Below are 12,368 nucleotides of genomic sequence, written 5' to 3' on the forward strand. Positions count from 1 at the left end.
TCAGGCAACTTGCTCGACAGGGGCCTTGGCCTCTTTCTTCTGCGTCAGCACAACACCATTTTTGACCGCAACGATCTCAGCCAGTAGAGAAATCGCGATTTCCGCCGGGGTATGGCTACCAATATGCAGACCGATCGGTCCATGCAGCCGGTCGATATTTTCCTGGCTCAAGTCAAACAAGGCCAGCCGCTCACGCCGCTTGCGGCTGTTGCCCAATGAACCCAGCGCCCCCACATAGAACGCCGATGATTTGAGCGCCGTCAGCAGAGCCATATCGTCTAGACGCGGATCATGGGTCAGCGCCACAATGGCTGTACGCTCGTCCGGTACGATAGAGAGCACCGCATCATCCGGCATGCCCGGCACAAAGCGCGCCTTGGAGGTTTCCCAGCCATGATTGAATTCCTGCCGCGGATCGCAGATCAGCACATCGAAGTCAAGCATATGCGCCATTTCCGCTACATACTGCGATAGCTGTCCAGCACCAATTAGCAGCAGCCGCCAGCGTGGGCCATATACCACCCGCAGGGTCTGCTTATCCAAGTGCAGCGCCTCATCCGCCTGGACCGGAAACAAGCATACCCTGCCGGTATGCAGGTCCAGCTGCCGAGCCACCAACTCATGGTTATCGCAGCGCTCAAGCATCTCGGCGATCCATTGTGGATCATCAATCGGCTCCTGAGCCAAACGTAAAGTGCCGCCACACGGCAGACCAAACCGTGCCGCCTCCTCGCGGGTCACGCCGTATGTAATCAGCTCAACGCCCTGCTCAGGAATACGCGCCTCATGCATTCGTGCAATCAAGTCATCCTCGATGCAACCACCCGACACCGAGCCCGCCACACGGCCATCGCCTCGCAACGCAAGCATGGCTCCTGGCGGACGCGGCGAGCTGCCCCAGGTTTGCACAACCGTAAACAGCACCACCCGGTGCCCTTCCTGGCGCCAGGCCAACGCGCTACGCAATACGCTCGAATCCACACTATCCATTCGTTTCTCTCATCAATGAAGTCTTTATCGCTAGTGCGCAGGCCTTTCAAGGCGGCATTGCGACCATAGAGCCCAGGACGACCATTGGGTTCCCTGGCAGACGCAGCCCGGAACCTCATGCGTAGCGGCAAACTCCATAGAGTAACGAGCGATTCCTCTGGAGGTAAGCGGTATGCCACGGTCAGTCTGGAAAGGGGCGGTCAGCTTTGGCCTGGTCAACATCCCGGTATCCCTGGTATCCGCCACCGCCCGTCACGGCGTTGACTTCGACTGGCTGGACAAGCGCACCCTAGACCCGGTGGGCTACAAGCGCGTCAACAAGGTTACTGGCAAAGAAGTTTCCAACAAGGATATCGTCAAAGGGGTCGAGCATGAGAAAGGCGAGTACATCGTTCTCTCTAACGAAGAAATCCAGGCGTTTTTACCAGAGACCACCCATACGGTAGATATCCTTGCCTTTGTCGAGGCTCATGACATCTCCATTCTACACTTCGAGAAACCGTATTACCTGATGCCTGAGAAAAGTGCCGAGAAGGTCTATACCCTACTTCATGAAACGCTCAAGCGGAGCGGTAAAGTCGGCGTAGCCAATGTTGTGATGCACACCAAGCAGCACCTGGCGGTCATTATGCCGCTCGGTGACGGCCTCGTCCTCAATACGCTGCGCTGGGCCAATGAAGTACGTTCGATAGCCGATATCGGACTCGATGAACTTGAAGCAGACGTCTCCAAGCGCGAACTCGACATGGCCGCCCGGCTGGTAGATGAGATGACCGAGTCCTGGCATCCAGAACAATACTATGACACCTTCCAGGAGCGAGTCATGGACTTGGTGGCACGCAAGGCCCGCGAAGGAAAGCTGGAAACGATTAACTCTCCGGAGCCCGAGGAAGCACCGCCACGCAGTGCCGATGTGATCGACCTGACCGAGCTGTTACGCCAGAGCCTAAGTGGCAAGCGCATCGCTACCGAACAGGACGACTCCAATGCAAAAAACAAAGCCCCTGCTCGCCGTACGCGTCGTGCCGGGACGTCTTCATCTAAAAGGCGTAAGACTGCTAAATGAGGAGACGTGCGTCCATGGCTAATCCGTTAAGCGAGTACACGCGTAAACGACGCTTCAATGTTACATCTGAGCCGGCCGGTCAGCCCGGAGAACATACGCATCATGAAGAGGCTTTGCAGTTTGTCATTCAAAAACATGATGCTAGCCATCTGCATTACGACTTTCGCCTGGAACTGGAAGGCACGCTCAAGAGCTGGGCTGTTCCCAAAGGCCCCAGCCTGGACCCGAGTGAAAAGCGATTGGCCGTACAGGTGGAAGACCATCCAATCGAATACGGGACTTTTGAAGGCAGCATTCCCGAAGGCGAATATGGCGGTGGCGATGTAATCGTATGGGATCGTGGCACCTGGATTCCTACAACTGACCCGATCGAAGGCTACGCCGACGGCAAGCTTAAGTTCGAACTGCGCGGCAAAAAGCTCAACGGCCGCTGGGCGCTTGTTCGTACCCGTCTGCGTGGCAATGCCAGCAAACCGCAATGGCTTCTAATCAAGGAACGCGACGACGCGGCTCGCTCCCGAAGCAACTATGACGTTACCGAGGCCGAACCCGATAGTGTATTAAGCGACAAAACACTGCCTAACCTGGCCAGGCGCACCAAAACGTCACCAACAACGTCCCGCAACACAGCAACAGCAAAACCCACGGCGCGAAAAGCCAAAGAGGGTGCGGATGTGGCTGGCATACATATCAGTCATCCTGAGCGGGTTATTGATCCCTCTACAGGCATTACAAAGCTTAAGATTGCCCAGTATTACGAGCGGATAGCCTCCTGGATTTTGCCTCACCTGCAGGATCGTCCCGTTGCCTTGGTTCGTACGCCGGAGGGCATACAAGGTGAGCAGATCTTCCAAAAACACAAGCAGACCCTGGCTATTCCCCATATCCGTGAGCTGGATCCCTCCTTTGATCCTGGCCATGCGCCACTGATGACCATCGAGACGGTAGAAGCTCTGCTTGGTACTGCTCAAATGGGCACTATAGAACTGCACACATGGAATGCCGCGGCTCCTCGCATCGATCGTCCCGACCGTATGATCTTTGATCTGGACCCTGATCCCACCTTATCCTGGGCCAGCATGCTAGAGGCGACACAGCTACTCCTGACTGTACTCGACGAGCTTGAGCTGCAAGCCTTTCTCAAGACCAGCGGGGGCAAAGGCGTGCATATTGTCGTTCCACTGGATCGTCGGCAAACCTGGGATGACGTCAAGGCATTCGCCGAAGCGATCGCCTTGCACATGGCCATGATTATTCCGGAGCGTTTCTCCGCCAAAATGGGTGCTCGCAACCGCATGGGTCGTATTTTTATCGACTATTTACGCAATCGTGCCGGTGCCACCACCGTCTCTGCATATTCGTTGCGAGCCCGCCCTGGGCTGGGAGTATCAGTACCTATTAGCCGCGAAGAGTTACCTCAGCTCCAACGAGGCGACCAATGGACGCTCAACACTGTGTTTAAGCGGCTCGAGACCCTGCACAATGACCCTTGGAAAGGTTACGACACCGTGCGCCAAAGCCTTACGGCAGAGCGGCGACGGAAACTCGGCATGAGATAGATTACTAGTTTGGCTTTAGCCATATTCCCTTAATGTTTGTACAGCGTAAGCGAGGTTTAGCTCGCGGGGAGTAGTAGCATGACAACGCTGAACAGACGGATTCTGGAAGAAAAAAGTGTGTCCCCTCAAGAGTGGGCGGCGTGGTCTGGACTGTCTAGTATCCAAGAAATAGACGCCAATCACTTGGTTCCGGCTGGCCAACGGGCAGTCATCATCGCACCCCACCCTGACGATGAGGTCTTGGGCTGTGGTGGGTTGTTGGCACAACTGGCTGAACTGGGCCGAAAAGTCCTGCTGATTGCCGTTACAGGCGGTAAACCTTCAGAGACTGTACAGCAGCTCTTTCGTCCCTTGGGTGTAGCCCCTGGGCTTACCGAAAGCTGTGAAGCCATGCGGCGCTTGAATCTTGATAATGTTGAAATCCGTCATCTGGGTATTACTGACGGGAAAGTAACAGACGAGCAGCAGCGCCTGAGCGAAGGTCTAATGCTCCTGCTCAAACCCAATGACGTAGTCTTTACCGCCTGGCAAGCAGACGGCCACCCTGACCATCAGGCCACTGGCCGCGCTGTCTTTGATGCCTGCCTCGTAACCGGTTCGCGTTGCATCGAAGTTCCGCTCTGGGCCTGGCACTGGTTGCGCCCAGGCGATGAGCGTCTTCCCTGGAAGCGTGCACGCCGTCTATTGCTTGATGAGACATGCTTAGCGACTAAACGCTATGCCGTGTCGGCATTCAGCCTGCCAGCGGCCTACGCTTCTGGCCGTACACGCGATCCCATGCTGCCAGAACATGTCCTGTCGCGCCTGTTCCGCCCGTGGGAAATATTCCTGGTCTAAATGTTATTCCGCCTACGATCATCTTTTCTATGGGCCTGGCCTGCTAGATAACGTCTCTCGTGCGGCTTAAATATCGCAGTCTCGCCCAAACGAAAACAGCTTTCTTTTCGATAAATCGACTGCTCATGCCTTTCAAGTAATCTGAAAAGCGGCCGACTTAAAAAAGATGTAATGCTATCTATGGGACCTCCATCGGTAAGTGTTCTAGTGTGATAGCCCTCAACTTGTAGGGTAGCGGCCTTGAGGACGTTGCCAGGAGACTGCGGTATGTTGAAGAACATCAAGATACGGACTGGGATGCTCGGGGTCCTGGTTGCATTTGTTACAAGCCTGTTGATTGCCAGCTGGAACGGCTGGAGCAATGCGCATGTGAGCAACACTCAAATTGGGGATCTGAACCGGCTGACCGCAGTCCAGTTGGACAAGCTGAACAACGCAGCCATATGGTTGATACGTGCCAGCGCGACCAGTCACAGCGCCTTAATCGACCGGTTATCAGGAAAGATCGAAGCCGCGGATCAAGGCATACCGATGGCTAAGGAGCGTCTAGCCAATGCCCAAAAGCTAGTAGACGAAATCATTCCCACTATTAAAAACCCAGAACTGTTGTCGGCTGCCCACACCCTTAAAAGCGCTTTTGACGCTTACAGCGGATCGGTGACTAAACAGATCGAAACCACGCGCTCCGGCAACTTGGCCGAATATACGCGTGTCAACGATGAGGCCAGGGCAACCAGCCAGGCCTACTCCAAGGCACGTCAGGACTTTACCGACCTGATCACTGCCCACGCCGAGGCCACCATGGCTGACTCAGAATGGCGGATCCGGTTTGCAGAAATCAGCAGTATCGCCCTTCTTGTCTTGACCCTGTTCCTGGCCGGTCTGTGCTGGTGGTTTATTTCACGCCGGGTGCTCGAGCCGCTGCGTCAAGCTGGCGAGCATTTCAAAGTGATGGCTGAGGGCGATTTACGGCACCCTATCGTCGTAAACAGCCACAACGAAATCGGTCAACTTTTTGCCTCGCTGGCGCACATGCAGCAGAGTCAACGCGATACGCTTTCGCATCTGAACCAGACCGCTACACTCGTGGCCTCGGCTGCAGAGGAGCTGAACGCCGTTACAGAAGAAAGCAACCTGGGCCTTCAACGCCAGCAAGCAGAGCTTGAACAGGCCGTAACGGCCGTAACGGAGATGACTGCGGCAGTTGAGGAAGTAGCGCGTAATGCTACCTCTACCTCCGAAGCGGCAAGCGCGTCCGACAGTATGGCGCATGCCAGCCGCGATCAGGTTCAGCAGGTGATTGGCGAAATTGACGCTATGAGCACGGTTATGCAAGGCACAGGTGAGGTCATCGAACGCCTTGCGGATCAAGCCAGAGACATTGGCAAAGTCCTCGATGTTATTCGTGCGGTTTCGGAACAGACCAACCTGCTGGCCCTGAATGCTGCCATTGAGGCGGCTCGTGCCGGTGATGCAGGTCGCGGATTCGCCGTAGTGGCAGATGAAGTCCGTACCCTAGCCCACCGAACCCAGCAATCCACGTTGGAAATCGAGCAAATGATTAGCGGTATTCAAGGCAATACCCGCACGGCAGTAGAATCCATACAGCACAGTAACGAACGCGCTCTGAATACCTTAGCGACGACCCGAGCCAGTGGTGAGACGTTAAAAGACATTTTTGGCGCGATTAGCGAAATCAACGAGCGTAACCTCGTGATTGCCAGTGCAGCGGAAGAACAGGCTCAAGTTTCCCGCGAGGTAGATCGTAACCTGATCAATATTCGCGAGTTGGCCATCCAGTCCACACTGGGCGCTGACCAAACACGCCAGGCCAGTCAGGAACTTTCCCGCCTGGCCGTGGAAATGAATGCTTTAACGGCACGTTTCCGCACATAAGGATGACCGTTGCCCTGTCTTCGAACACGAGAAAGGGCAACATATTAAAGCCTTGCTTAACGTTCCCGATCCAGCAAATGCAAGCGTGGCAATGCCAAGTGCCAACGGATTGCAGCCAGCCGAATCAGCAGCACGATCAGCATGGAGAGGCATGTAGCCAAACCAGGCAATAAATCGAGCCGGCTCAAGCCAATGAACGATAAGGAACCAACGATGCAGGCCGTAGCATAGACTTCCTTATGAAAGATCAGCGGAATGTCGTTGCAAACGATGTCACGCATTACACCGCCAGCCACACCGGTCATGACACCCATGATTACTGCGGTACTCAGCGGGACCTGTTGCTGTAAGGCCGCCTCGGTACCGATTACCGTAAAGACTGCCAGACCGAAGGCATCGGCAATCAGCAAGAAACGCTCAGGGATGGGGTGGGTTAAACGCACCCAGATAACCGTCCCGACAGCGGCCAGGGTAGCCACCAAAATATAGGTATCATCACGGATCCAACTGACTGGATGACGGTCCAGAATAACGTCTCGCAGCGTTCCTCCGCCTAGCGCCGTGACGATGGCAACGACCAATACGCCAAACAGATCCATAGCCTTGCGCCCCGCCATTAATGCCCCGGTAATAGCAAAGACCGCGACACCGAAGAGATCGCACAGATAGAACAACGAGACCATTCGGGCTCCCTTAATACATGAAGAAATTGCCCGGTGTGGTACCGAACTGTTGACGGAAAACAGAAATAAACGCGGAAGGCGAATCATAACCGCACCCCAACGCCACGGCAGTTACACTGTCGCCCTGTTCGAGCAGCGTCAAAGCACTCAGGAGCCGTAAACGCTGCCGCCAAGCCCTAAAGGTCAGCCCCGTTTCCCGCTGGAACAGACGGCTAAGCGTCTTTTCGGAAGCTCCCAAACATCGTGACCAATCCATCAACGTACGCGGGTCGTCCAGATGCACCTGAAGGCTGTCGCCTATCTGTTGCAGCCGTGGATCATGCGGTAACGGCAACGACAACGCCATCTCCGGTGCCGCTTCCAACTGATTGAGCAGAACACGGACCAGACGCTCCTATCTACCTGCTTCGTCATAGTCATGCGGAAAAGACGTGAACAACCGGATCAGCTCACGAAGCAGAAGACTTACCTCCAGTACGCGACAACGGCTCGTATCTCCAGTCACGACACTGTCGTCCAGATAGAGGCTACGCATTTCCGCCTGAGCGGATGAGCGTACCTCATGCTCAAGTCCAGCTGGAATCCAGACCGCACTCTGAGGGGGAGCGATAAAGCTGCCCGCACGTGTACGCACAGATAACACACCGGTAATGGCATAGGACAACTGTGCCCACGGATGGCTGTGCCAAGGCGTCCATGATCCACGAGCCAAGCTTTCGACGCGTGCATAAACCGGTCGAGGAAGAGCCGTAAGCAAAGGAATCTGTGTGCGCAGTGCCGGATCTTGTCCGATAGACGACATTGAAAGCCTTTTTCTCGTTAGTCGGTAACCACGTTAAACGGTAAGGTGTTTACAAACGTCAACAACTGCCGAGAAAGCCTTATGGCACGCCCCCGCTTCTTACCTGATAATTTCACACTCTACCTGATCGGCGCGCTCTTACTGGCTAGCTTTTTACCCTGCCGGGGCATGGCAGCGTCTGTGCTGAACATCGTCACCAACCTTGCCATAGCCCTACTGTTTTTCTTCCATGGCGCCAAACTATCCCGTACAGCAATCGTGGCAGGTATCACGCATTGACGTTTGCACGCATTAATCTTCAGCTGGACCTTCGTGTTGTTTCCCTTGCTCGGCTGGGGGCTTAAACCGCTGCTATCTCCGCTAGTAACACCCGAACTTTATATGGGGGTTTTGTACCTTTGCGCCCTACCCGCTACGGTGCAGTCATCAATCGCTTTCGTTTCATTGGCGCGCGGTAATGTTCCAGCTGCCGTCTGCAGCGCCTCGGCCTCTGGTCTGATAGGCGTGTTCTTGACCCCTGCTCTGGTGGGCCTTTTACTAGATGCTCACAACACAGGAAATGGCCTGTCAACCCTGGATGCTATCGCCAAGATTTTCCTGCAGCTCCTCGTACCGTTCATAGCAGGCCAAATCATGCGTCGTTGGATTAGCACCTGGATCGATGCTCATAAGGCCAAGCTCAAGTTTGTTGATCAGGGTTCGATTCTTCTAGTGGTCTACACAGCCTTTAGCGCGGCTATCATCGAAGGCCTATGGCCTTCGGTGCCCTTGTCAGCTTTAGCTGGCCTCGTCGTGGTCTGCTCAGTCATCCTGACCCTGGCACTTGTGCTGACGCGTTACACGGCCCGCCGATTAGGTTTTGGCAAGGAAGATGAAATTGCCGTGGTGTTTTGTGGCTCCAAAAAAAGCTTGGCCACTGGCGTGCCTATGGCCAAAGTGCTGTTTGCAGGAGGAAGCATCGGCGCGATCTTATTGCCGATCATGCTGTTTCATCAGATTCAATTGATGGTGTGCGCTGTTCTGGCTCAACGCTATACACGTCTGAATGACGGCACAAACCTCAATAAAAATAGTGCAAAGAGCGCTGCCGACACTCGCTGATAAAGTAAGACCGCTGTTATGTATTACGTAACAGCGGTCTACCCGCTATCAGTCTTCGCGCGTTGGAGAACGCATTGTTACCCATTCCTCTGCAGCCGTAGGATGGATACCGATAGTATCGTCGAAACAGCTTTTTGTAGCGCCAGCCTTGAGCGCTATAGCCAGACACTGGATCTGCTCAGGCGCTTCTGGCCCAACCATGTGGCAACCTAGCACCTTATCGGTGTCAGCATCCACTACCAGCTTCATGAGGGTCCGTTCGGTTTCTTGCGTCAGACTCAGCTTGGTGGGCTTGAAGGTTGTTCGGAAGATCTTGAGCTTATGCCCCTGCTTCCGAGCCTGCTCCTCACTCAGGCCAACCGCCCCGACGTTAGGCAGACTGTAAACCGCACTGGCGATCAGGTCGTAATTGAGCGGCTTATAGGATTGAGGCTGATAAAGCTTACGTGCCAGTGCCATGCCCTCGGCCAGTGCAACCGGCGTCAACTGCACACGGCCAATTACGTCACCGATGGCATAAACAGACGGCTCGGTCGTTTGGAACAACTCGTCGACTTTCACAAAGCCGCGCGCGTCCAACTCGACATCTACATTTTCCAGCCCTAGGTTATCCAACATGGGGCGTCGCCCAGTCGCGTAGAAAACGCAATCGGTTTCATGAATGCTGCCATTTTTCAGCGTGACCTTTAGCGAGCCATCACTATTCTTGTCGATACTGGCAATATCGGCATTAAATTGCAGGGTATGCCCCCGCTTGAGCATTTCATCACGCAGGTGCTCTCGCACATCCATGTCAAATCCTCTCAGGAACAATTCGCCGCGGTACATGAGACTAACTTGAACACCCATACCATGAAATATCGAGGCGAACTCGACGGCGATATATCCGCCGCCTACGATAATCATGCGCTTAGGCAGCTCTTTAAGATAAAACGCCTCGTTGGACGTAATGATATGTTCACGCCCTGGAAGATCCGGCACGGATGGCCAGCCTCCGGTAGCAATTAGAATGCGCTCGGTCGTATAGCGTTTACCTCCCGCTTCTACGGTGTGTGCATCAACGATGCGAGCGTGCTCCTCGAATAAAGTTACTCCGCTATTGATTAGCAAAGCTCGGTAGATACCATTGAGCCGACGGATCTCGTGATCCTTGTTAGCAACCAGATTCTGCCAATCAAAGCCTTTTTCCTCGACGCTCCAGCCATAGCCTTTGGACTGGCGAAACTCATCATGGAACGAGGCGCTATACACAAAGTATTTCTTCGGCATACAGCCGACATTGACACAAGTACCGCCCAGGTAGCGACTTTCCGCCACTGCGACGCGCGCGCCGAAATCGGCAGAAAAGCGCGCCGTACGCACACCACCTGATCCGGCGCCAATAATAAAAAGATCAAAATCGTAAGTCATGACGAATCCTAGTCGGCTTCACTGGCTATCAGCTTAACGCATTCCACCTTTCGCCGACGAACTTACCGTTGCGTAAAAACAAGAAAGCCACCCGAAGGTGGCTTTCGTTCAATACGAGGAAAAGATTACAGCTCCTTGTACACATGCTCGAAGCAGAAATTGGTCGCTTCGACAAAGCCCTCAGCACTACCGCAATCGAAGCGTTGGCCCTTGAACTTATAGGCCAGTACGCAACCGTCCTGAGCTTGCTTCATCAGCGCGTCAGTGATTTGGATTTCACCGCCTTTGCCCGGCTCAGTCTGTTCAATCAGATCAAAAATATCGGGCGTCAAAATATAACGGCCAATAATCGCCAGGTTGGAAGGTGCATCTTCCGGCTTCGGCTTCTCAACCATGTTATTCACACGGTAGATGTCGTCACGAATCATTTCACCGGCAATCACACCGTACTTGTGCGTTTCGTTGGCGGGTACTTCCTGAATAGCTACGATAGAGCAGCGGAACTGGTTGTACAGTTTGACCATCTGCTTAAGTACGCCATCGCCCTCGAGATTCAGACACAAGTCATCCGCCAGTACTACTGCAAACGGCTCGTCACCGATCAGAGGGCGGCCGGTCAGAATGGCATGCCCCAAACCTTTCATTTCGATCTGACGGGTATAAGAGAAGGAGCACTCGTCGATCAAACGGCGAATTCCGGTCAGGTATTTTTCCTTAGCGGTATTCTTGATCTGGCTTTCCAATTCGTAGCTGATGTCGAAATGGTCTTCCAGGGAGCGCTTGCCGCGTCCGGTAACCATAGCGATTTGCTTGAGCCCAGCGTCAAGTGCCTCTTCAACGGCATACTGGACGAGAGGCTTGTTCACGATTGGCAGCATTTCCTTCGGCATGGCCTTGGTCGCAGGAAGAAAGCGAGTGCCGTAGCCGGCGGCCGGGAACAAACATTTAGTGATCATGGGCGTCCTTTGATCGTTGGGAGCAATTCAACGGCAGTCTAAACAGCCATTCGTCAGGTTACAATGCTCAGAATGAAGGCGCTCAATGACTGTTTTATAGACGTCTAGAAGCGCTCGATCTGAGCGTTGGGACATCCGACAATGAAAGCTTATGGCGGTTCTATCGAACTCACTTTTGTGTTTAATGGATATGATGAGTAGTGAACTCGTTGGCATCATTCCCGTCGAAGCTTTGTCGCTTCAGAAAGTTATAAAAGGAATCGGAAAAGCTATATGAACAAATGGATTCCACTGTTGGCGACGTCCGCCCTATTGATGGGTTGTGCCGCCCATACGCCCTCACTTACTGAGGACGAGCAACGTCTATTGCTCCAGAATGATTTATTACAGGCCAAAATACTGGTGGTTGCAGGCGGTGAGGATGATCTCAGACTTGCCAATGCCTTGCTGACTCGCGCTGCTCGACAAGCCAGCCCCCAAGAAAAAAATATAGGGGAGATCGAGTTTTACAAGGCACTCATCCTAATGAAGCAAGGCCCTCAAACCGAGGATGTTCTGACCTTATTAGATCGTTCGGCTAATAAGCAGTACCCCCTGGCATATGCCCTGCTGTATCAGATCTACTCCAAACCGTACTTGGTCGATGAGGCAGACCCCATTCGGGCCGAGACCTATAAGGATAAGTATGGAGAACTGGATGTAGCCAAAAGCGGCTATCCTTCGTTCGAGAAGGCGTTGATCCTGGTCGATCGATTGAGCGGTACAACGGGAAATTCCGAAGCGAGCGAAGCGGACATGTCCTCTACGAGCATGTCTCAATAAGCAACCCTAAGCCTTCAAAGGCATACGGATACGCTGCCCTGGCTGCCTGGCGCAGATCCCTCTATGCCTATATGTGTTGCTATCGCTCAAGCGGTGCGTTGGCTGTTGAGTTCGGCGCTTACGCAGCTCTGTTAAAAGCCCTTTTGATTCAATAAAAATTTCTGACCACATACCTTTAAGACATGCAGTCCCAACTAAATAGGGATGCCGTCAAAAGACGACATGCCCCCTCTTTTATCTGGATAT

9 protein-coding genes and 2 pseudogenes are annotated in these 12,368 nt (G+C 53.7%); 6 read left to right on the forward strand and 5 right to left on the reverse strand.

From position 1 onward, the window contains the following. Window positions 1-990 (reverse strand): XdhC family protein, encoded by a 990-nt coding sequence (locus tag IQ22_RS17725; protein WP_145144463.1) that lies wholly within the window; start codon window positions 988-990, stop codon window positions 1-3. Window positions 991-1,162: 172 nt separating this feature from the next. Here IQ22_RS17725 and ku point away from each other — a divergent pair, with 172 nt between their 5' ends. The 4 genes from ku (at window position 1,163) to IQ22_RS17745 (ending at window position 6,348) form a co-directional block, all read left to right on the forward strand. Continuing rightward, entirely contained in the window at window positions 1,163-2,056 is an 894-nt protein-coding gene (gene ku, locus IQ22_RS17730; RefSeq protein WP_145144465.1) for a non-homologous end joining protein Ku, read from the forward strand. 14 nt (window positions 2,057-2,070) lie between these two features. After that, window positions 2,071-3,615: a non-homologous end-joining DNA ligase gene (ligD, locus tag IQ22_RS17735; RefSeq protein WP_145144467.1), complete on the forward strand. Its 1,545-nt coding sequence runs from the start codon at window positions 2,071-2,073 to the stop codon at window positions 3,613-3,615. A 78-nt stretch (window positions 3,616-3,693) separates the two neighbouring features. Further along, the gene (locus IQ22_RS17740; protein ID WP_208733665.1) at window positions 3,694-4,452 is read left to right on the forward strand and encodes a PIG-L deacetylase family protein; all 759 of its coding nucleotides are present in this window, start codon (window positions 3,694-3,696) and stop codon (window positions 4,450-4,452) included. 267 nt (window positions 4,453-4,719) lie between these two features. Further along, a complete protein-coding gene (locus tag IQ22_RS17745; RefSeq protein ID WP_145144469.1) occupies window positions 4,720-6,348 on the forward strand; it encodes a methyl-accepting chemotaxis protein in 1,629 nt (542 codons plus the stop codon). 56 nt (window positions 6,349-6,404) lie between these two features. Here the strand turns inward: IQ22_RS17745 and IQ22_RS17750 are convergent, their stop codons facing one another. Both IQ22_RS17750 and IQ22_RS17755 read right to left on the reverse strand, forming a co-directional pair. Beyond that, window positions 6,405-7,031, reverse strand: a complete 627-nt coding sequence (locus tag IQ22_RS17750; RefSeq protein WP_145144471.1) for a trimeric intracellular cation channel family protein — start codon at window positions 7,029-7,031, stop codon at window positions 6,405-6,407. A 10-nt stretch (window positions 7,032-7,041) separates the two neighbouring features. Continuing rightward, window positions 7,042-7,833: pseudogene (locus IQ22_RS17755) on the reverse strand (AraC family transcriptional regulator). Between the two features lie 81 nt (window positions 7,834-7,914). Between IQ22_RS17755 and IQ22_RS17760 the strand changes: the two are divergent. After that, window positions 7,915-8,934 (forward strand): annotated as a pseudogene (locus IQ22_RS17760) (bile acid:sodium symporter family protein). Window positions 8,935-8,982: 48 nt separating this feature from the next. On the opposite strand, the gene gorA reads toward IQ22_RS17760, so the two are convergent. Together gorA and galU are read right to left on the reverse strand one after the other, a co-directional pair. Further along, entirely contained in the window at window positions 8,983-10,344 is a 1,362-nt protein-coding gene (gene gorA, locus IQ22_RS17765; RefSeq protein WP_145144473.1) for a glutathione-disulfide reductase, read from the reverse strand. A 125-nt stretch (window positions 10,345-10,469) separates the two neighbouring features. Further along, window positions 10,470-11,300 (reverse strand): UTP--glucose-1-phosphate uridylyltransferase GalU, encoded by an 831-nt coding sequence (galU, locus tag IQ22_RS17770; RefSeq protein ID WP_145144475.1) that lies wholly within the window; start codon window positions 11,298-11,300, stop codon window positions 10,470-10,472. A 273-nt stretch (window positions 11,301-11,573) separates the two neighbouring features. Between galU and IQ22_RS17775 the strand changes: the two genes are divergently transcribed. Continuing rightward, the gene (locus IQ22_RS17775) at window positions 11,574-12,122 is read left to right on the forward strand and encodes a putative periplasmic lipoprotein (protein ID WP_208733666.1); all 549 of its coding nucleotides are present in this window, start codon (window positions 11,574-11,576) and stop codon (window positions 12,120-12,122) included. The last annotated feature ends 246 nt before the right edge of the window (window positions 12,123-12,368 follow it).

This window comes from Pseudomonas duriflava (assembly GCF_007830155.1).
GTDB lineage: Bacteria > Pseudomonadota > Gammaproteobacteria > Pseudomonadales > Pseudomonadaceae > Chryseomonas > Chryseomonas duriflava.